The sequence below is a fragment of the Phyllobacterium zundukense genome (assembly GCF_025452195.1).
Taxonomy (GTDB): Bacteria; Pseudomonadota; Alphaproteobacteria; order Rhizobiales; family Rhizobiaceae; genus Phyllobacterium; species Phyllobacterium zundukense_A.
Genome location: NZ_CP104973.1, coordinates 1,322,466 through 1,341,726 on the forward strand (window position 1 = coordinate 1,322,466; position 19,261 = coordinate 1,341,726).

The 19,261-nt window shown below is 59.5% G+C and carries 20 protein-coding genes and 1 pseudogene; all 21 read left to right on the plus strand.

From position 1 onward, the window contains the following. Window positions 1–2: 2 nt before the first annotated feature. The gene (locus N8E88_RS18870; protein WP_262295010.1) at window positions 3–1,100 is read left to right on the plus strand and encodes an ABC transporter ATP-binding protein; all 1,098 of its coding nucleotides are present in this window, start codon (window positions 3–5) and stop codon (window positions 1,098–1,100) included. Further along, window positions 1,093–2,100 carry an ABC transporter ATP-binding protein gene (locus N8E88_RS18875; protein ID WP_262295011.1) on the plus strand — a complete coding sequence of 336 codons (1,008 nt, stop codon included), beginning with the start codon at window positions 1,093–1,095 and terminating at the stop codon, window positions 2,098–2,100. Before N8E88_RS18870 ends, N8E88_RS18875 begins: the two co-directional genes overlap by 8 nt. A 64-nt stretch (window positions 2,101–2,164) precedes the next feature. Further along, window positions 2,165–3,844 (plus strand): dihydroxyacetone kinase subunit DhaK, encoded by a 1,680-nt coding sequence (locus tag N8E88_RS18880; RefSeq protein ID WP_262295012.1) that lies wholly within the window; start codon window positions 2,165–2,167, stop codon window positions 3,842–3,844. After that, window positions 3,801–4,448, plus strand: coding sequence for a dihydroxyacetone kinase subunit DhaL (dhaL, locus tag N8E88_RS18885; protein ID WP_262295013.1), 648 nt, complete (start codon window positions 3,801–3,803; stop codon window positions 4,446–4,448). The genes N8E88_RS18880 and dhaL overlap by 44 nt, the downstream gene beginning before the upstream one ends. Beyond that, window positions 4,445–4,846, plus strand: a complete 402-nt coding sequence (gene dhaM, locus N8E88_RS18890) for a dihydroxyacetone kinase phosphoryl donor subunit DhaM (protein ID WP_262295014.1) — start codon at window positions 4,445–4,447, stop codon at window positions 4,844–4,846. The genes dhaL and dhaM overlap by 4 nt, the downstream gene beginning before the upstream one ends. Next, the gene (locus N8E88_RS18895) at window positions 4,843–5,187 is read left to right on the plus strand and encodes an HPr family phosphocarrier protein (protein WP_262295015.1); all 345 of its coding nucleotides are present in this window, start codon (window positions 4,843–4,845) and stop codon (window positions 5,185–5,187) included. Before dhaM ends, N8E88_RS18895 begins: the two co-directional genes overlap by 4 nt. Before the next feature lie 65 nt (window positions 5,188–5,252). Beyond that, complete coding sequence (locus N8E88_RS18900) at window positions 5,253–5,663, plus strand: hypothetical protein (protein WP_262295016.1); 411 nt, start codon at window positions 5,253–5,255, stop codon at window positions 5,661–5,663. A 90-nt stretch (window positions 5,664–5,753) separates the two neighbouring features. Further along, window positions 5,754–6,758: a dihydroxyacetone kinase subunit DhaK gene (gene dhaK / locus N8E88_RS18905; RefSeq protein WP_262295017.1), complete on the plus strand. Its 1,005-nt coding sequence runs from the start codon at window positions 5,754–5,756 to the stop codon at window positions 6,756–6,758. 622 nt (window positions 6,759–7,380) lie between these two features. Beyond that, complete coding sequence (locus N8E88_RS18910) at window positions 7,381–7,881, plus strand: NADH-quinone oxidoreductase subunit J (RefSeq protein ID WP_262295018.1); 501 nt, start codon at window positions 7,381–7,383, stop codon at window positions 7,879–7,881. After that, a complete protein-coding gene (gene nuoK, locus N8E88_RS18915) occupies window positions 7,881–8,183 on the plus strand; it encodes an NADH-quinone oxidoreductase subunit NuoK (RefSeq protein WP_023800378.1) in 303 nt (100 codons plus the stop codon). The genes N8E88_RS18910 and nuoK overlap by 1 nt, the downstream gene beginning before the upstream one ends. A 4-nt stretch (window positions 8,184–8,187) precedes the next feature. Beyond that, complete coding sequence (locus N8E88_RS18920) at window positions 8,188–9,651, plus strand: monovalent cation/H+ antiporter subunit D family protein (RefSeq protein WP_262295019.1); 1,464 nt, start codon at window positions 8,188–8,190, stop codon at window positions 9,649–9,651. Continuing rightward, window positions 9,648–9,902: a hypothetical protein gene (locus N8E88_RS18925; RefSeq protein ID WP_262295020.1), complete on the plus strand. Its 255-nt coding sequence runs from the start codon at window positions 9,648–9,650 to the stop codon at window positions 9,900–9,902. Before N8E88_RS18920 ends, N8E88_RS18925 begins: the two co-directional genes overlap by 4 nt. Beyond that, window positions 9,895–11,655, plus strand: coding sequence for a Na(+)/H(+) antiporter subunit D (locus tag N8E88_RS18930; protein WP_262295021.1), 1,761 nt, complete (start codon window positions 9,895–9,897; stop codon window positions 11,653–11,655). Before N8E88_RS18925 ends, N8E88_RS18930 begins: the two co-directional genes overlap by 8 nt. A gap of 8 nt (window positions 11,656–11,663) precedes the next feature. Further along, the gene (locus N8E88_RS18935; RefSeq protein WP_262295022.1) at window positions 11,664–13,139 is read left to right on the plus strand and encodes an NADH-quinone oxidoreductase subunit M; all 1,476 of its coding nucleotides are present in this window, start codon (window positions 11,664–11,666) and stop codon (window positions 13,137–13,139) included. Next, the gene (locus tag N8E88_RS18940; protein ID WP_262295023.1) at window positions 13,136–14,575 is read left to right on the plus strand and encodes an NADH-quinone oxidoreductase subunit N; all 1,440 of its coding nucleotides are present in this window, start codon (window positions 13,136–13,138) and stop codon (window positions 14,573–14,575) included. The genes N8E88_RS18935 and N8E88_RS18940 overlap by 4 nt, the downstream gene beginning before the upstream one ends. A 237-nt stretch (window positions 14,576–14,812) precedes the next feature. After that, a complete protein-coding gene (locus N8E88_RS18945) occupies window positions 14,813–15,178 on the plus strand; it encodes an NADH-quinone oxidoreductase subunit A (RefSeq protein WP_262295532.1) in 366 nt (121 codons plus the stop codon). Further along, window positions 15,166–15,669: a NuoB/complex I 20 kDa subunit family protein gene (locus tag N8E88_RS18950; protein ID WP_262295024.1), complete on the plus strand. Its 504-nt coding sequence runs from the start codon at window positions 15,166–15,168 to the stop codon at window positions 15,667–15,669. The genes N8E88_RS18945 and N8E88_RS18950 overlap by 13 nt, the downstream gene beginning before the upstream one ends. Beyond that, window positions 15,666–16,202, plus strand: a complete 537-nt coding sequence (locus N8E88_RS18955) for an NADH-quinone oxidoreductase subunit C (RefSeq protein WP_262295025.1) — start codon at window positions 15,666–15,668, stop codon at window positions 16,200–16,202. The genes N8E88_RS18950 and N8E88_RS18955 overlap by 4 nt, the downstream gene beginning before the upstream one ends. A 26-nt stretch (window positions 16,203–16,228) precedes the next feature. Further along, on the plus strand, window positions 16,229–17,443 hold the full coding sequence (gene nuoD / locus N8E88_RS18960) for an NADH dehydrogenase (quinone) subunit D (protein ID WP_262295026.1): 1,215 nt from the start codon (window positions 16,229–16,231) through the stop codon (window positions 17,441–17,443). A 17-nt stretch (window positions 17,444–17,460) separates the two neighbouring features. Continuing rightward, a complete protein-coding gene (gene nuoE / locus N8E88_RS18965) occupies window positions 17,461–17,973 on the plus strand; it encodes an NADH-quinone oxidoreductase subunit NuoE (protein WP_262295027.1) in 513 nt (170 codons plus the stop codon). Between the two features lie 4 nt (window positions 17,974–17,977). Beyond that, window positions 17,978–19,244: pseudogene (gene nuoF, locus N8E88_RS18970) on the plus strand (NADH-quinone oxidoreductase subunit NuoF). Window positions 19,245–19,261: the final 17 nt, after the last annotated feature.

The following is a 19,261-nucleotide window of genomic DNA, read 5'->3' on the forward strand; positions in this document are numbered from 1 at the left end:
CGATGGCAGAGATCAGGATAGAAAATCTGCGCAAGGAATTTGGTGCTTTCAGCGCAGTGGAGGATTCGAGCTTCGTTGTCCGTGATGGCGAATTCCTGGCCCTGCTCGGCCCGTCAGGCTGCGGCAAGACAACGACGCTGCGGATGATTGCGGGTCTTGAGTTGCCGACCAGCGGCAAGATCTTCCTTGGCGGTGAAGACGTCACCTTCAACCGAGCCCGGGAGCGGGATATTGCTTTTGTCTTCCAGCTCTTTGCGCTTTATCCGCACATGAATGTACGCAAAAACATAGGGTTTCCACTGCTTGCGCAGGGTGTTGCCAAAGCAGAAATACGCGCGCGCGTCGAGGAGACGGCAAAGCTCCTGCAGATCGATCATATTCTTGACAGGTCGGTATCGGGTCTGGCGGGCGGCGATCGTCAGCGCGTGGCGCTCGGAAGGGCAATCGTCCGGCGGCCAAAGTGCTTTCTTATGGATGAACCTCTTGGCACACTGGATGCAGAGTTTCGCGATCTGATGGTTCGGGAACTGCGGGAACTGCATAACAGGATCCGTGCCACCACAGTCTACGTCACCCACGACCAGCTGGAGGCGATGGCGATGGCAGACAAGATCGCTGTGATGAACCACGGTATCATCGAGCAATTCGGTACGCCTCAGGAGATCTACAACCGCCCGGCGACTATGTATGTCGCTGATTTTATCGGCTCGCCGCCGATGAATTTTCTGCGGTTTACGGGCGGCCTGCAAAAGGGCGCGCGATCCGTTATCGTCGATGGCGTGGATATTTCTGTGCCGGAAATCCATCTCGATCTTGCGGAAAGCGAACTCGCGCTTGGAGTGCGGCCCGAAGATATAAGTTTCAGCGATGTATCCCCTTTGCGCGGCGCTGTCTTTGGCAGCGAGTATCACGGGACCAACCAGATCGTCGCTGTGGAGATGGGTAAAGGACTGGTCAAGGCGCGTGTACCGGCCGACCAGAATTTCCGTATTGGCGAAACCGTGGGGCTTGAACTCAACTACGACAGACTGTCTCTCTTCGACTGCAAATCGGGCAGGGCGGTTCCGTCGTCCCGCTATGCGGAGCATCATCATGGCTGAAGTCGTCCTGCAAGGCATCAACAAGAATTTCGGCGAAACCCGTGCCGTCTCCGATGTGGATCTGGTTGTTGCCGACGGAGAATGCGTTGTCTTGCTTGGCCCCACCGGTGCCGGCAAGACCACTACGCTGCGCCTGATTGCCGGGCTGGAGCGCCCCGACAGTGGCCGCATAATTATTGGCGGATATGATGTGGCGAAAGAAGCGCCCGCGGGTCGCGATGTCGCGTTTGTTTTTCAGCAGTATTCGCTCTATCCGCACCTGTCCGTCTACGACAACCTGGCCTTTCCCCTGCGGTCGCCGGCACGCCGTCTCGGCAAGGATGAGATCGACAGGCGGGTGCGGGAGGTTGCGCGGATGGTGCGCATCGACCACAAGCTTGAAAACCGCTCGACCCGGCTTTCGGGCGGCGAAATGCAGCGGGTCGCCATAGGCCGTGCGCTTGTACGTCGCCCGGCGATCTATCTCATGGACGAGCCCCTTTCCTCGCTGGACGCCAAGTTGCGCGCCGATCTGCGGCTGGAACTCAAACGCATTCAGAAAGAGCTCGGATCAACGCTTCTCTACGTGACACATGATCAGATCGAAGCCATGACAATGGCCGATCGCATAGGCATTCTCACCGAGGGTCGGTTGGTACAGATTGGAACGCCGCGAGAAATCTACAGCAACCCGGCTAATGTTCATGTCGCTGCACGTCTTGGACAGCCGCACATCAATCTTTTCCCAGCTAATGTGCTGCCCCACAGCAATATCCCGGCAGGTACACAAACAATCGGGGCGCGGACCGAACATCTGGACATAACGCTAGGCGGCGATGTCAATGCGCACGTCGATTGGGTGGAGCACCTCGGAGACCAGAATCACCTGCATATACGGGTCGGCGACTGCAAGCTGACCACCTTGGCCAATCCACGTCTGCTAGTAAAGCCAGGAGATCCGATTGGTCTTGCGCTAAGGAATCCGCTTTATTTCGGTGCGGATGGGAACCGGGTGTTATGAGGGATTACCGCGATTCGAATGGTTTGTTCAACACGTGTAGAAGACGAAAGACTGGAAAATGCCCATGAAACATTTTTTCAACCGCAGGGAGAACATTGTCACCGAGGCCCTCGATGGTCTTTTGCTGACCAGTCGTCCGGGAATGCTGGCGCGACTGGACAGCTATCCGGATATCAAGGTCATTCTGCGGGCGGACTGGGATAAATCCAAGGTCGCCGTCATATCGGGCGGAGGTGCGGGTCATGAGCCTTCCCACGCCGGGTTTGTCGGAAGGGGCATGCTTACGGCCGCCGTTTCGGGTGAAATTTTCGCTTCACCCAGCGTTGATGCCGTGCTTACGGCGATCCGTGCTGTTACGGGGCCGAAAGGTTGCCTGCTGATCGTCAAGAATTACACCGGCGACCGGTTGAATTTTGGGCTTGCCGCTGAAAGGGCTCGCGCCGAAGGGTTCAAGGTGGAGATGGTCATCGTTGCCGATGATATCGCGCTTCCCGACCTTGCCCAGCCGCGAGGAGTTGCTGGTACGCTGTTCATTCACAAGATCGCAGGTTTTCTCGCCGAACGCGGCGATAGCCTTGAAGATGTAGCCGCGTCTGCTGCATCGGCGGCTGGCGAGATTGTGTCGCTGGGTGTCTCGCTGTCGACATGCTCGATCCCGGGCCAGGAGCAGCAACAACGCCTCGGCGCTGACGAGGGAGAACTGGGTCTTGGCATTCATGGCGAGCCGGGGGTCGAACGTATCGCGCTCCAGGAGTCCGGGAAGATCGTTGCCATTATGGCGGAGCGGCTTGCGGCGTCTCTGCCGGGGACGGGCGAATATGCGTTGTTGATAAACAACCTCGGCGCTGTGCCGCCATTGGAAATGAGCCTCATTGCCCATGATGTTCTTGCGTCCTCGCTGGCGGATCGGGTGAAGCTGGTGATCGGCCCCTCGCCAATGATGACAGCGCTCAACATGAACGGCTTTTCGCTTTCGCTCATCCGACTCGATGCAGAACGTGAGACGGCGCTTGTCTCTCCCGTCGACCCTCATGCGTGGGCTCCGCCGGTTCTACGGCATGGCCTGGATATTCTTTCCGCGCCGAAGGTCCCTGTTGAAGAGGCCATCGCCGCGGCGAGCCGCGATCCGTTGGCGGAAGGGTTGGTGACCGCCATATGCCAGCATCTGATCTCGCTAGAAACCGAGCTCAATCGTCTGGATGCCCGCACTGGCGACGGCGATACGGGATCGACAGTTGCTGCCGGGGCACGAGGCGTGCTTGGCAAGATCAAATCATTGCCGCTCGCTGACAACGCGGGAACGTTTGCAGCGGTTGGCAATATCCTTGCGAAAAGCATGGGTGGATCAAGTGGCGTTCTGCTCTCGATCTTTTTCACGGCAGCAGCCAAGGCAATGACGGAGAAGAACAATCTGCCCGCCGCGCTGCTTGAGGGCCTGGACCGCATGACTTTTTACGGCGGAGCCAGACCGGGTGACAGAACCATGGTGGACGCGCTCGATCCGGCATTGCGAGCCTTGGCGGCAAGTGGAACGTCTCACGCTGCCAGGGCGGCAGCTGCGGGTGCCAATGCCACCATGGCTATGACCAAAGCAAATGCGGGCCGGGCATCGTATGTGGGTGCAGGGCATCTCGCCGGTGTCGCTGATCCGGGAGCCATCGCTGTCGCTGCTGCTTTTGAGACTGTTGCAAAGGTGATCGATGATAAAGTCGCGCGAGGGGAGACTTCCGTCGTTGCAGACTGATCGGGAACTTGTGCTGGGACTGATCGAAGCCTGCCACGCGGTCATCGTGATCCATGCTGATGACCTGTGCGAGCTCGATCGGGCCATCGGCGACGGGGATCACGGGACCAACATGCGGCGTGGTTGCGAGGCGGTGTATCTCGATCGGGAACGGTTGTGCAGCCTGCCGCTGCCGCAGGCGATCGAGACAATCGGGATGACGCTTGTCATGAGCGTCGGCGGCGCTTCAGGGCCGCTGTACGGGACCTTGCTAATAGAGATTGGACGGCGGCTTGGCACCCGGGAAAACGAGGCGGATTTCGCCACCATCCTCGGAGAGGCGATCGATGCAGTGGCGCGGCGCGGGCGCGCTCATGCAGGTGACAAAACGTTGCTCGACGTGCTTTACCCCGTTCAAACAGAAATGCTAAGGCAATCAGCCCTGATCAATATAGCCAAAAGGGCGGAGGTATCTGCTCGACTAACCGCTGAAATGAAGGCGATGCGGGGACGTGCTTCATTCCTTGGAGATCGTTCCATTGGCCATGTCGATCCGGGGGCATCGAGCTGTGCCCTTCTTACGACAGCCATTTGCCGCTATCTGAGGGAGTACCGTCCGGCATGAAAGGCAACACTGCAAATGTGGGTATTGTGATCGTATCGCACTCGCCACTCGTTGCGAAAGGCACTGCCGATATGGTGCGCCAGATGGTCGGCGATACTGTGCCGCTTTCATGGTGCGGAGGCAATCCCGAGGGTGGTCTCGGTACCAATACGGCGGGTATTCTTGCAGCCATAGAGGCAGCATGGTCCGATCATGGAGTTGCGGTGTTCGTTGATCTCGGCGGTGCGGAGACCAACAGCGAAATGGCGATCGAAATGCTGGGCGAACCACGTTCCGGGATGGTCGCCATCTGCAATGCACCTATTGTCGAGGGTGCGGTCATTGCCGCTGCGGAAGCGTCCGGTGGGGCGTCGCTCGCAAAGGTGGTGGCTACAGCCGAGGAACTCTCACCCTCATGAGCGACAAGCAGGATGCGAGAATACGGGAGACGGATCGCGTGACGGCGCAGCGGCAGACAGAAATCGAAGTCGTGCACGGGACCGGATTGCATGCCCGCCCTTCCGTGATTTTCACCCGTCTTGCCAAATCCTTTCCATGCACGATCGAGATAGAGGTGAACGGCAACAGCATCTGGCTGAACGGCAAAAGCATTGTGAAGGTTATGGGAGCCAAAATCCGGAAGGGTTCGGTTCTGAAAATTCGCGCCGACGGAATTGGTGCGGCAGAAGCAATTGCGGCGTTGAAGGAACTGGTCGAACACAATTTCGACGAGGGAAAGGTCGATGGCCGAAATGTTTAGATTGCAGGGCTATCTAAGGCTCGAGTTCAACGACGCTGACGGCAAGTCGGCGGCAGGGAATTAAGATGACGCGGGAAGTCATGGAAGATCCCATTGTGGCCTACAAGACCATTCTGGCCCAGATTATCGACAATCGCCCATCAGGAACCCGTCAACGTCTGGCCGCTGCGCTCGGTAAACACCGGAGTTTCGTCACCCAGATTACAAGTCCAACTTATTCCACGCCATTGCCGGCGCGGCATCTGGCGACAATTTTCAGGGTGTGTCACTTTAGTCCGACTGAGCAGGAACAGTTTGTAGCGGCCTATCATGCCGCGCATCCGGGAAAATTGCCTGACTTCGGCAGTACCGAAGGATTGAGATCACTGTCACTGATGGTTCCGGATCTTGGAGACGATAGGAAAAATCGACTCATGGATGAAGCAATCACCGACTTTGTCCAGAGGATCGCAACACTTTTGGGGAATTCAGATTAAAAGGTCCTCACCCTAGCCCGTTATTCTCAGGATGGCTTGGTGGAGCTCAAGAGCCGTGCTTGAATAAATCGATGCCAGTGGAGGGGCACGATGAAAAAATTCATGAACAAGGCCGCGTCGATGGTTGCCGAAAGCCTTGAAGGCTTCGTTTCGGCCCACGACCGTCTGGTCGTGTTCGGGTCCAACCGGAAGTTTGTCAGGCGGCGCAATCTTACGCCAGGAAAAGTTGCGATCATATCGGGTGGGGGAGCGGGTCATGAGCCAATGCATATCGGCTTTGTGGGACTGGGCATGCTGGATGCCGCTTGCACCGGACATATCTTCACCTCTCCGACGCCCGACCAGATTATCGCCGCCATTGAAGAGGCAGACACCGGAGCGGGATGCCTGCTGATCGTCAAGAATTATGACGGGGACTTGATGAATTTCGAAATGGCTGCGGAGGCGATGACGGGGCGGCACCGGATCGAGACAGTTATTGTAAGCGACGACATTGCGGTGCCAGGCCCGCCGCGAAGCTCCGGCAGGAGGGGGGTTGCCGGTACACTCGTCGTCGAGAAGATTCTTGGAGCCGCCGCCGAGGCTAGAATGGATCTTGCCGGATTGAAGGCGCTTGGTGACCGGTTGAACACGCGGATACGTACAATGGGCGTGGCTCTCGGTGGAGTTACCGTTCCCGACACGGCACGTTCCACCTTTGTGCTGGACCCGGACGAGATGGAGGTCGGGGTCGGGATACACGGCGAACCCGGGCTTTCCCGGCAGAAACTGGCCGATGCCGACACTATTGCCAGCATGATCTGCAATACCATCCTTGCGGATATAGACCTGCAAAACGCAGACCGTGCGCTGGTCGTGGTAAACGGCTTCGGGGGTACTCCGACGCCAGAACTTTACCTCGTTTACAACATTGTCCGCCGCCTGTTCGAAGCTGAAGGCATCAGTGTCGCGAGATCACTGGTAGGAACCTACGTAACCTCGCTCGATATGGCCGGTCTCTCTGTCACGTTGTCGTTGCTTGACGAGGAGGGGTTGCTTTTTTGGGACGCTCCCGTTTCGACAGCTGCGCTGCAATGGAGCTCTGCGAAAATCTGAGTATTGCTCCGGCTTTGCGACCTTGGATAGTTAGCTGTTGCCCTAAGTGCTGTGCCAATCGGATTCGGTGGCAAATCCGTTATTATCACCATTTTCAAAGGTATCTTATCCATGGGAATGGATCTCGTACAAATGTTCGAGATTGAGGCGCCCGACGAAAGTGAGGGTGCGCTTATCGCGCTATCGATGTGTTACTTGTTGATGTGGCAGGGGAGGTTTCATCTTGGCCAAAGGCACCGGCGAGAAATCGGCGCAATCCAACTTTCCCACGTGATGGAATAGTGTGTGGCATCTTGGATGACCTTGTTTATTTCCCTTTGGTCAGCTTGGGATCGGCAGCTTGTATCGACCGCTAATCATGCGAAGCACTCTGGTCACATGCGCGACCACCTAGCCATAGCACAGTAGAAGGGCGTCAGTGACCAACTCGTTTGAAACTGTCAGCACGAGCGCTAATGCACCTTTTCTTCAAACAACGTGACGGGCCCCCGCCCATTTACTGCGCCGATGACAAAATTCTTGTGAAAAATCCGATACTAGGGCACAATTTGTGCACGCATCTGAAGTGGCAAAACCGGCCGTCTCGCGCCGAGTGAAAGTTCGCGTCGGAGGATCGGCGTCGATGGGTCAGGGGTTTTTTCTTCTGTTCGCTACGGTGTCCGTGATCACGGCCCTGACGGTAGTTTTGGCGCGCAATCCAGTTCACAGCGCATTGGCGTTGATGGCGTGCTTCCTGCAGATATCGGCAATCTTCGTCCTGCTTGAAGCGCCGTTTCTCGCGGTCATCCAGATCTTCGTCTATGTCGGTGCGATCATGGTCCTGTTCCTGTTCGTGATCATGATGATCGATGTGCGCGAAGCGGTGCTGCAGCGATTCCTGCCGGGTGGCAACCTGCCGGCGATGGTGCTGGTCGTCCTGCTTGGGTGCGAGATGGTAGTTCTGGTGCTCTTGAGTGACCGCTTTTCGGGCGCGGAGCCCGCCGCTATGGGCGGCGGCGATAATATCAGGCAGCTCAGCACAACACTTTTCGCCGACTATCTCCTGCCGTTTGAAGCCGCCTCCGTCATCCTGCTGGCGGCCCTGGTCGGCGCCATCGTGCTGGCGCGGAAGGAGTCGGGATAATGGTTCCGCTCTGGTGGTATATTTTGCTCGGTGTGGTCCTGTTCGTGATAGGAGCGGCAGGCGTGCTGCTCAGACGCAATATTCTGGTCGTGCTGATGTCGCTCGAACTGCTGCTCAACTCGGTCAACATCAACTTCATCGCTTTCGGGCGTTACTATGACGATTTCCGCGGACAGATCTTCGCGATCTTCGTCATCGCAATCACCGCGGCGGAGGTTGCCGTCGCTCTCGGCATCCTGGTCGCCCTCGTGAGGAACAAGTCAACCCTCAAGGTCGACGACGTGACCATGATGAAAGGATAGCGGCTTGGACCCGGTGATATCAATACGGCCGCTGCTTGCCGTCGCTGTCGCAGGCCTGGCGGCCCTTGCAGTTCTCCTTCTGAACAACCGCGAGAAACTCCGCGATGTCGTCTCGCCGTTGGCCGCGATTGTCATGTTCGTAATTGTTGTCTCGATGGCGCCTACGGTGCTGGCGGGCGGGACGGTCGATTTACGCCTGTTCGAGATTCTGCCGGGGATTGACTTCGCTTTCCGGGTCGATGCTCTCGGCATGGTGTTTGCCACTGTCTCGTCGCTGCTGTGGATCGTGGCGGCGATCTATTCCATCGGCTATATGCGGCACTTGAACGAGCACGCCCAGACCCGCTTCTTCGCCTGCTTTGCCACCAGCCTCGCAGCGGCCGTCGGGGGTGCCTTCTCCGCCAATCTTTTCACGCTGGTGATCTTCTACGAGGTACTGAGCCTCGTCACCTATCCACTCGTCTACCACCACGAAGACGAAGAGGGATGGAGAGGAAGCCGCAAATACCTCGTCTATTTGATAGGCGCTTCGAAGAGCGTGCTTCTCGCCGCCCTGGCGCTGACCTACCACATTGCGGGGTCGCTTGACTTTGTGGCTGGGGGGCTGCTGGCTGGCGCCGAAGCCTCGCCGGCACTGCTGACAGTCGTCTATTTTTGCTATCTCTTCGGCTTCGCCAAGGCTGCGGTAATGCCGATGCATGCCTGGCTGCCTGCAGCGATGGTGGCGCCGACGCCGGTCAGTGCGCTCCTGCATGCGGTTGCGGTTGTCAAGATGGGTGTGTTCTGCGTGCTTCGCGTGGTGTTTCACATCTTCGGCACAGGGCTCGTTGGCGGGCTCGGCCTCGGCATCGCCACCGCCTATCTGGCGTCGTTCACAATCCTGATGGCGTCCGTCTACGCCCTGACGCGGGACGACCTGAAGGCGAGGCTCGCTTATTCGACGGTCAGCCAGCTCTCCTACATCGTGCTCGGCGCGGTCCTGCTGTCACCGGTCGCGATGGTCGGCGGGATCATCCACATTGCAGCTCATGCATTCTCCAAGATCACGCTCTTTTTCTGTGCCGGGTCGATCTATTGCGCGTCTGGCAAGCGGAACATCAGCGACATGGGCGGCATCGGCCGCAAGCTGCCCTGGACGATGGGAGCGTTCTTTGTCGGTTCGCTCAGCATGATCGGGGTGCCGCCGACCGCGGGCTTCGTCAGCAAGTGGTTTCTGGCGCTGGGTTCTGTGGAGGCGGGGGATATTGCGTTCCTGATCGTGCTCCTGGTGAGCTCGGTCCTGAACGCCGCCTATTTTCTGCCGGTCAGCTATACCGCTTTCTTCGGCACAGCCGCACAGGAAAGTCCGGCGACGGTCCGTGAAATTCCGATGATGACGGTCCCGCTGGTCGCGACGGCCATCCTGTCGGTGTTGATGGGCATCTTCCCCGACTATTTTCTCGCCCTGGCGCAAGGAGTTGTCAGATGATAAAGCGCGTGGTTGATTTCTTTGGTGACGAAAGATACGCGAGTCAGCGACGCCGGCTGTTCTATCTGGTGCTCGTTCTGGTCGTTATCGCCGATTTTTTGGTCCCCCGCGAACATGCCGAATACCTGTGGGACCGCCTGCCGGGCTGGTCGGCGGTCTACGGCTTCGGCTCCTGCGTGGTGCTGATTTTCGTTTCCAAGTTCCTTGGCCATCAGGGTGGGATTATGCGGCGCGAGGACTACTATGACTGACTTTGTCCATCCCACGCTGCTGTTTTTTCTCGGCGCCTTGCCGATCCCCTTCCTGAGAGGGCCAATCGGCAAGGCGTACCTGCTTCTGATCCCGGCGCTCACCATCGTCGTCGTGCTCACGATGCAGCCGGGCAACTACGGCGCTGCGCAAAACATCGGGCAGGAAATCCTGATCGCCAAGGTCGACAAGCTGAGCATCGTCTTCGCTACCGTTTTCACCATCATGGCGCTTATCGGGATGGTCTACGCGTTGCATCTGACGCGTCCCGGGCAGCATGTGGCTGCATTCATCTACGTCGGCAGTGCGCTCGGCGTGGTGTTTGCCGGCGACTACCTGACCCTGTTCCTGTTCTGGGAAGGTATGGCGTTTGCCTCTGCCTATCTGGTCTTCGCCCAAGGCGGCCGGAAGGCGGTCGCCGCCGGCTTCCGCTACCTCATGGTCCACATCACCGGCGGCGTCGTTCTGCTTGGTGGCATCATTCTCCACGGAGTCGCCACCGGTTCGCTGCTCTTCGGCCCGATTGAGGGCGAAATGGGTGCCGCCGCCTACCTGATCCTTGCCGGGTTCACCCTCAACGCCGCAGTGCCGCCGCTCAATGCATGGCTAACGGACGCCTATCCGGAGGCGACCGTCACCGGGGCCGTGTTCATGAGCGCCTTTACCACGAAGACCGCCGTCTATGTACTGGCGCGGGCGTTTCCGGGGACCGAGCTGCTGGTTTGGCTCGGCGCCATCATGGCGCTCTACGGTGTCATCTACGCGGTGCTGGAGAACGACTGCCGACGGCTCCTGGCCTATCACATCGTCAGCCAGGTGGGCTACATGGTGGCGGGGATCGGGATCGGGACCGAGATGGCGGTGAACGGGGCCGCAAGCCATGCCTTCGCGCATATCCTATACAAGTCGCTGCTGTTCATGGGGGCGGGGGCGGTGATCTACGTCACCGGGCGGCGAAAGCTCACCGAGCTCGGCGGACTCTACAGGACCATGCCGCTTACTGTCGTGCTCTACATGGTCGGCGCCTTAGCGATTTCGGCATTTCCATTCTTCTCGGGCTTCGTCACGAAGTCGATGGTGGTGGCCGCGGCCGGACAGGATCACCGCGCGCTGGTGGTGCTGGCACTGACGATGGCGTCGTCGGGGACGTTCCTGCACACTGGACTCAAGCTCCCGTACTACATGTTCTTCGGCACGGACCAGAAGCTGGAGGCGCGGGAACCTCCCCGCAACATGTTGGTTGCGATGGGCATGGCGGCGGTGCTCTGCGTTGCGATTGGCGTGTTCCCCCAGCCGCTCTATGCTTTGCTGCCCTATCCGGTTGATTTCCAACCCTATACGGCCGTCCATATTACCGAGAGCCTCGGCGTGCTGATGTTTACCGCCTTGGGGTTCGTGCTTTTCCTCAAGTCCCTCGATCCCGAGAACACGATCAGCATCGACACTGACTGGTTCTACCGCAAGGGAGCGAAGTATTTCATGTGGCTCGCGGAAAAGCCGCTCGCGCGCTATGAGAAAGCGGTGAGCAATGTCTCCGAGACCGTGGCGCTGCCCTTCCTGCATGGGGCGGCACGAGCGGGACTACGGATCGATATCGCCGGCGTGGACGCCGTCGTGAACGGCGTCGCCCGCTCTATCCTGGATGGTGGCGGGGCACTGCGACGACTCCAGACCGGCGTCGTGACCCACTATGTGCTGGCGATGATCGTCGGGTTGATCGCAGCCATCGTCGTCTTCGCCGTGGCGTGGCGGTAGGGGGGGCAATGGGGTTCCCGCTGCTTAGTCTCATCGTTTTCACGCCCGCCGCCGGGGCAGCGGTTCTGATGTTTCTGCGCAGCGACAATGCGGTGCGGTGGACGGCACTGGCCGTCACCGTCATCGACCTCGCTCTCTGCATCCTCATGCTGGCCCGCTTTGACACCGCTACCCACGCAATGCAGTTCACCGAGACGCGTCCGTGGGTCCCCGCACTCGGGATCACTTACACGCTTGGCATCGACGGGATAAGCGCGCTCTTCGTATTCCTGACCGGGTTGCTAGGTTGGATCTGCGTGCTCGCCTCATGGGTCGCGATCGACCGCAAGGTGAAGGAGTTCATGGTCAGTCTGCTGGTCATGCAGACGCTGATGCTGGGGGTGTTCTGTGCGCTCGACCTGTTCTTGTTCTACGTCTTCTGGGAGGCGATGCTGATCCCGATGTACCTGATCATCGGCGTCTGGGGCGGCGACGGTCGGGTCTATGCGGCGTTCAAGTTCTTCCTCTACACGCTGGCCGGCAGCCTGCTGTTCCTCATCGGCGTCATCGTACTCTATTTTCACGGCGGCGAGACCTTCGACATCCTCGCCCTGACAGCGCAGGATTTGCCGTTCGGGGTCCAGTCCTGGCTGTTCTTCGCCTTCCTGATCGCCTTCGCGGTCAAGGTGCCGATGGTCCCGGTCCATACCTGGCTGCCGGACGCGCATGTGCAGGCGCCGACGGCGGGTAGCATCATCCTCGCCGGCGTGCTCCTGAAGATGGGCGCCTACGGATTCCTGCGGTTCTCGTTGCCGATGCTACCGGAGGCGTCGGTGCATTACTCAACGCTGATGCTGGTACTGTCGGCGCTTGCAATCGTCTACGGCGGGTTGCTTGCGCTGGCGCAGGACGATCTGAAGAAGCTGGTGGCCTATTCCAGCATCAGTCATATGGGCTTCGTGACGCTGGGAATTTTTGCGCTGAACTTCCGCGGGCTCGAGGGCGGTATCCTGCAAATGTTCAATCATGGCGTGACGACGGGCGCGTTGTTCCTGTTAGTCGGCCTGATCTATGAGCGCACACATACGCGCAGCATGGCTGACTATGGCGGGTTGATGAAGGCGGCCCCGGTTTATACGACGTTTCTTGCGCTGTTCACGCTGTCGTCGATGGCGCTGCCGGGAACGAATTCATTCGTGGGCGAGTTGCTGGTGCTGTCGGGAGGATTCGCTGCCAACCTGGCCGTCGGTGCGGCTGCCGTTTTGGGCGCATTGCTGGGCGCGGCTTATCTGCTCGGCATGTACAGGAAAGTCGCGCTTGGTCCCGCAACTGTCGGTGCCCGGTACAAGATACGCGATGTAAACGCCCGCGAGATGGTTGCGATCCTGCCGCTGGCAGTCTTCGTGCTTTGGGTCGGGCTCTACCCCAAACCCTTTCTCAACATCATCGACGCCTCGGTGAAGCATTTGCTGACACAGGTGCACGCCAACGGGGGTGGCCAATGACCGCCGTCGAGCTCCTTCAGTCGATCCTGGCGAGCCTGCCCGAGATCGTGGTGGTCACTGGCGCCTGCATCCTGCTGATCCTCGGGCAGTTTGTGCGGAAAGGGCAGGAACTTTTCCTTGTCGCGGCTTCCGTCGCGATCGTGCTGATTGCCGCCTTGGCGACGCTTATGCTCGCGAGTGAGGTGCGGCCAGCCTACACGGGCATGTTCATTGCCGACCGCTTCGCGGCCTTCTTCAAGGTCGTGTTCTACCTGGCGACCGTTCTGACATTCCTCCTTTCGCCCAAATACGCCGATGTCGAAGGAATCGGCGGCAGTGAATACTATGTCCTGCTGCTTTTTGCGCTTTCGGGAATGATGATCATGGCCTCGGCGACAGATCTCCTGTCGATCTATGTGGGCCTCGAACTGATGGTGCTATGCACCTATGTGCTGACCGGCTATCTGCGGCAGCAGCGGCGGTCGAACGAAGCGGCGCTGAAATATGTTATCCTTGGCGCGGTCTCGACGGGGATATTCCTCTACGGCGTTTCGCTGGTCTATGGGCTGACGGGCACCACGCAGCTGGACGGAATGGCTGCGGCCGTGGTCGGCGATCCACTCGATCCCGGATTGCTGTTGGCCGTGGTCTTCATCGTCGCCGGGCTGGTCTTCAAGGTTGGCGCGGTGCCGTTTCACATGTGGGTGCCGGACGTCTACGAAGGCGCGCCGACGACGGTCAGCGCCTTTATGTCAGTGGGCCCCAAGGCGGCGGCGTTCGCGGTGATCCTGCGGGTGTTCCTCAACCCGCTGGTCGCAGCAACGGACGTTTGGATCGTCGTCGCGGTCATTGCCGTCGTGACGATGGCGCTCGGCAGTTTCGTGGCGCTGGTACAGGATAATTTTAAGCGCCTCTTGGCCTATTCCAGCATTGCCCATGCCGGATTCGCCATTTTCGGCGTGGTGGCTGGCGGTGCGGATGGGATCGCCAGCGTGATGCTCTACCTTCTGATCTACACCTTCATGAATCTCGGCATTTTCGGCGCCGTCATCATGATGCGGAACGGCAATTTCTCGGGCGAGGTTATTGAAGATTACGCGGGTTTCGCCAAGCCGCATCCCGGGCTGGCGCTTCTGATGCTGCTCTATCTGTTCGCGCTGGCCGGGATTCCGCCGACGGCCGGGTTCTTCGCCAAGTTCTACGTGCTGGTCGCGCTCGTCGAGCGAGGTTTCGTCATTCTGGCGGTAATCGCAGTGCTGCTGAGCGCAGTCGCCGCTTATTTTTACATCCGCATCGTCATGGTGATCTACATGCGCGAGCCGGAGAGGGCGTTCGACCCGGCAGTGACGCCCTTGGTCCGCGCCGTGCTCGCCGTCACCGCCGCCGGCACAATCGGCATCGGCCTGTTTCCGGCGTGGTTTCTGAGGCTTGCGCGAGAGTCGATATTGGGCGGCTAGAGCAATTTCAGGAAAAGTGCGAAGCGTTTTCCGTCCGGAATTGCGGCAAAACAAAGTTGGAGCATCTCTGCGACCCTAAGCGGAAATACTCTAATTGATTGGATTTGCAATGATCCACCCGACGGAATACACTGAATGCTCAAGAAAGGACTGCCCAAAGTCGCTTCCCGAGGCGACCGCATTACCGGCTCCGAGTGGGTTCGGCAAGCCCTCGGTGGACGGCCAGGGCGATACGCTATGGCTGCAATGGAATTCCTGCCAGTTCTTTTCATGGTCGCTGGAGTTGTTCTGGTGGCGGGTGTGACGCTGTTTGTTTCCTCGCTGCTGCGCCCATCCAATCCCTATCCGGCGAAGAACATGCCCTATGAATGCGGCATGGACCCGGCAGGCGAGGCCGCCGGTGGCCGCTTCAGGGTGCAGTTCTTTATCCTCGCGATCCTGTTGGTGGTCTTCGATGTCGAGACGATGTTCCTTTTCCCCTGGGCCGTTGTCCTGAAAGACATCGGACTGGTCGGTTATGTCGAGATGTTCGTCTTCATGTTGCTGCTCGTCGTGGGTTTCGCCTACGCCTGGCTGAAGGGAGCGCTGGAATGGGAGGCGTAAACAATACGATCCGCGACAGTGTGCTGTTCACCACGGCCGACAGTGTCATCAGTTGGAGCCGAAGGTCGGCGCTGTGGCCCGAGACGTTCGGTATCGCCTGCTGCGCAATCGAGATGATCGCAGCGGGTTGTGCGCGCTACGATCTCGACCGGTTTGGCGTCGTGTTCCGGCCGTCGCCGCGCCAATCCGACGTGATGATTATTGCCGGGACCGTGACGCGGAAATTCGCTCCCGTCGTGCTCCGTCTCTATGACCAGATGCCGGAGCCGCGCTGGGTTATCGCGATGGGCACCTGCGCCATCTCAGGCGGGGTCTACAACACCTACGCAGTGGTGCAGGGTGCGGAAACCTTTGTGCCGGTGGACGTGCATGTGCCCGGCTGCCCGCCTCGGCCCGAGGCGCTTATGCATGGCTTCCTTCTACTTCAGGAGAAGATCAAGAAATCCCGGGCGTTAGCGGGGACTCCTCTAGAAAGGGTTGCGGCGCGATGAGCATGGAGGCGCCCCTCGATCGCGCCCCGATCACGGAGCGTTTCGGCGAGGCAATCGATGATCTTGGTTTTGCACATGGTGTTCATTCCTTCGCCGCTCCGCCTGAAATGATCGTCGAGCTTAGCCGGTTTCTCAAGGAACACCCGGCGCTGCGGTTCAATTTCCTGTCAGACATCTGCGGAGTCGATCATTACCCTGAGATGCCGCGCTTCGAGGCCGTGTACCATCTCTATTCGCTGCCGAACAAATGGCGCGTTCGCATCAAGTGCCAGCTCGGCGATCCGCCGCGCGTCCCGTCGGTGATAGGGGTCTGGCGGACCGCCAACTGGCATGAGCGTGAAGCCTGGGACATGTACGGGATAAGGTTCGAGGGCCACCCCGACCTGCGCCGGATTTACATGTGGGAAGGCTTCGAGGGCTTTCCGCAACGCAAGGACTTTCCGCTCCGGGGCTACAAGGACAAGCTGAATCCGTTTGGTGTCGAAGGCACGCCGCCGACGCAGCCTGACCTAGCCACCAAGAACATTCCATAGGGAGGCCGCTTCACCGGGAACTTGAGATGACCGAAGTCACGGAACTGAGCAGACCGGCAGGCGAAGCGCTCGACACCAGGGAGGTGCTTCTCAACCTCGGTCCGCAGCATCCCAGCACGCATGGGGTACTGCGGCTTGTCCTTGAACTGGAAGGCGAATATGTCGCGCGGGTGGACCCGCATATCGGCTACCTCCACCGCGGCACCGAAAAACTGGCGGAGAGCTTCACCTACACCCAGATTTTTCCGCTGACAGATCGGCTTGACTACCTCTGCCCGCCGTCGAACAACCTGGCCTTCGCGCTGGCTGTGGAGAAGCTCCTGGGCATCGAGGCGCCAATCCGCGCGCAATATATCCGCGTGATGATGGCTGAGCTGGCGCGAATCTCCGGTCATCTCCTGATCACTGGCGCGCTGCCGCTCGACCTCGGCGCAATGACCGCATTGCTCTACGCCATGCGCGAGCGTGAAATGATCATGGACCTGCTTGAGATGATCAGCGGAGCGCGGATGCATACATCCTTCTGCCGGGTCGGCGGCGTGCGCGAGGACCTGCCCGACGGTTTTGTTCCCAAGATCAGGGAATTCTGCGATATCTTCCCGAACCGGATCCGCGACTATGAACGGCTTGTCGAAAACAACCGGGTGTTTCTGAATCGCACGCAGGGGATCGGTGTGATCTCCGCCGAGGACGGTATCGATCTCGGCCTGAGCGGCCCGAACCTGCGGGCTTCCGGCGTCGACTGGGACATCCGCCGCGACGAGCCCTACGAGATCTACGACCGGCTCGACTTCAACATCATTACCCGCAACGAAGGCGATTGCTATGCCCGCTGGCAATGCCGGGTCGAGGAGATGCGCGAGAGCGTGCGGATCATCGAACAATGCCTCGACCAGATGCCCGAGGGACCGTTCCAGATCGACATGCCGACGATCGCTTTCCCGGTGGACAAGGACAAGGTGCATTGCTCAATGGAGGCGCTGATCCAGCACTTTGACCTGTCGGCATATGGCTTCAAGGTGCCGAAAGGCGAGGTCTATTCGGCGATCGAGTCGCCCAAGGGGGAACTCGGGTTCTACATAATCAGCGACGGGTCGGAAAAGCCGTTCCGCATGAAGGTGCGGGCACCGTCGTTCGTCAACCTTCAGGGACTGTTTGTGGCAAGCAAAGCGAATTATCTGGCGGACATGATCGCCGTGCTGGGCAGCTTTGACCCGGTGATGGGTGAGGTCGACAAGTAGCAGGAGATTTGGATGCGATGAACATGCGCGAAAAGATCAAGGCAGCGGCAGAGCGGTATCCGGACCAACGCTCGGCGATCATGCCCGCGCTTCTGATCGCGCAGAAGGAACATGGCCATTTGCCCGGCCCGGTGCTGGAAGAGGTCGCTGACATCCTCGAGGTCGAGCGGATCTGGGTTTACGAACTGGCGACCTTCTACACTCTCTTCCATACCGAGCCGGTAGGGATGTTCCACCTGCAACTTTGCGACAACGTATCCTGCATGCTGCGTGGAGCAGAGGACTTGCTGAGGCATCTGGAGGCGGTGCTGGGGATCATGAAGGGCGGCACCACGCCGGACGGCCTGTTCACACTTTCGACCGTCGAATGCCTCGGCGCTTGCGAGCTGGCTCCGGTGATGCAGGTCGGCGACGACTATCACGGCGACCTCGATATCGCGCGGATCGACGCGTTGCTGGACAGGCTGCGGGCGGTGGCGGGGCAAGTGACTGGCGTCGATGTCGCCGCCACAGTGCCACCGGGAGAATAGCGCCATGTTCGAACCGATCCTTCTCAGGAACGTGGACGTGCCGGACGGCCATCTGCTCGCGACCTACAGGGCTGGCGGCGGCTATCGGGCACTCGCGAAGGCGCTTGATGAGCATGCGCCTGACGAGATCATCAACCTCGTCAAGGAATCCAACCTGCGGGGTCGGGGCGGTGCCGGATTTCCAACCGGGCTGAAATGGAGCTTCGTGCCGAAGCGGGCCGGCAAGCCGAAATATCTGTGCTGCAACGCCGATGAGGGCGAGCCGGGTACCTTCAAGGACCGAATCATCATGGAGCGTGACCCGCACCAACTGATCGAGGGTCTGGCGATCAGTGGCTATGCGATCGGGGCCGAAACCGCCTATGTCTACATCCGTGGAGAATACACGCTGGCAATCCATCGGCTGGAGCAGGCGATCGCTGAGGCCCATGCGCAGGGTTATCTGGGAACGCGAATTCGCGGCTCGGATTTCAATTTCGTCGTACACATCCATTGCGGCGCCGGCGCCTATATCTGCGGCGAGGAGACCGCGATGCTCGATCTCGCTCGAAGGCAAACGAGCGCAGCCGCGGCTGAAACCGCCGTTTCCGGCGGTCGAAGGGCTCTACGCCAGCCCGACCGTGATAAACAATGTCGAGACATTGGCCTGCGTCCCGCATATCGTCGCGCGGGGGCCAGGCTGGTTCCGCAACATCGGTCCGGACAAAAGTCCCGGCCCGAAGCTTTATTGCCTCAGCGGCCAGGTGCGCAAACCGGGTCTTTACGAGCTGCCAATGGGGATACCGCTGCGAGAACTGGTCGAAGATAGCGGCGGCGGGCCGCTGCCGGGTCGCAAAATCAAGGCAGTGATCCCCGGCGGGGTCTCGGCGCCGCTGATTCCTGCGGAAGGGCTGGACATCGGGATGGATTTCGATTCGCTGGCCGCCGCCGGTTCGATGCTCGGCTCGGCCGGGGTAATCGTGATCGACGACTCGACCTGCATGGTCAAGGTTGCCACCCGGATCATCGAGTTCTTCCACCATGAGTCCTGCGGCAAGTGCACGCCGTGTCGCGAAGGGCTGAACTGGGTTGTAAAGGTGCTGCGCCGGATCGAGACGGGGCAGGGCGCACCGGGTGATCTGGAACAGCTGGAGGCGCTCTGCAAGGGCATTTTCGGCAACACGTTCTGCGCTTTGGGCGACGGCGCAGCCATGGGGCTGCGGGCGGCACTGACGCATTTCAAGCATGAATTCGTCGCCCATATCGAGGAGCACCGATGCCGATATCACTGAGGAGCACATGGAGAAGG

Bases quoted from the DNA above. Each gene is read 5' to 3' on its own strand.
- N8E88_RS18875 (WP_262295011.1), top strand. From the start codon at position 1,093: ATGGCTGAAGTCGTCCTGCAAGGCATCAACAAGAATTTCGGCGAAACC.
- N8E88_RS18880 (WP_262295012.1), top strand. From the start codon at position 2,165: ATGAAACATTTTTTCAACCGCAGGGAGAACATTGTCACCGAGGCCCTC.
- N8E88_RS18925 (WP_262295020.1), top strand. From the start codon at position 9,648: ATGATAAAGCGCGTGGTTGATTTCTTTGGTGACGAAAGATACGCGAGT.
- N8E88_RS18930 (WP_262295021.1), top strand. From the start codon at position 9,895: ATGACTGACTTTGTCCATCCCACGCTGCTGTTTTTTCTCGGCGCCTTG.
- dhaL (WP_262295013.1), top strand. From the start codon at position 3,801: ATGATAAAGTCGCGCGAGGGGAGACTTCCGTCGTTGCAGACTGATCGG.
- N8E88_RS18935 (WP_262295022.1), top strand. From the start codon at position 11,664: ATGGGGTTCCCGCTGCTTAGTCTCATCGTTTTCACGCCCGCCGCCGGG.
- N8E88_RS18870 (WP_262295010.1), top strand. From the start codon at position 3: ATGGCAGAGATCAGGATAGAAAATCTGCGCAAGGAATTTGGTGCTTTC.
- N8E88_RS18950 (WP_262295024.1), top strand. From the start codon at position 15,166: ATGGGAGGCGTAAACAATACGATCCGCGACAGTGTGCTGTTCACCACG.
- N8E88_RS18945 (WP_262295532.1), top strand. From the start codon at position 14,813: ATGGCTGCAATGGAATTCCTGCCAGTTCTTTTCATGGTCGCTGGAGTT.
- N8E88_RS18900 (WP_262295016.1), top strand. From the start codon at position 5,253: ATGACGCGGGAAGTCATGGAAGATCCCATTGTGGCCTACAAGACCATT.
- N8E88_RS18955 (WP_262295025.1), top strand. From the start codon at position 15,666: ATGAGCATGGAGGCGCCCCTCGATCGCGCCCCGATCACGGAGCGTTTC.
- dhaM (WP_262295014.1), top strand. From the start codon at position 4,445: ATGAAAGGCAACACTGCAAATGTGGGTATTGTGATCGTATCGCACTCG.
- N8E88_RS18940 (WP_262295023.1), top strand. From the start codon at position 13,136: ATGACCGCCGTCGAGCTCCTTCAGTCGATCCTGGCGAGCCTGCCCGAG.
- nuoD (WP_262295026.1), top strand. From the start codon at position 16,229: ATGACCGAAGTCACGGAACTGAGCAGACCGGCAGGCGAAGCGCTCGAC.
- N8E88_RS18910 (WP_262295018.1), top strand. From the start codon at position 7,381: ATGGGTCAGGGGTTTTTTCTTCTGTTCGCTACGGTGTCCGTGATCACG.
- N8E88_RS18895 (WP_262295015.1), top strand. From the start codon at position 4,843: ATGAGCGACAAGCAGGATGCGAGAATACGGGAGACGGATCGCGTGACG.
- nuoE (WP_262295027.1), top strand. From the start codon at position 17,461: ATGAACATGCGCGAAAAGATCAAGGCAGCGGCAGAGCGGTATCCGGAC.
- dhaK (WP_262295017.1), top strand. From the start codon at position 5,754: ATGAAAAAATTCATGAACAAGGCCGCGTCGATGGTTGCCGAAAGCCTT.
- nuoK (WP_023800378.1), top strand. From the start codon at position 7,881: ATGGTTCCGCTCTGGTGGTATATTTTGCTCGGTGTGGTCCTGTTCGTG.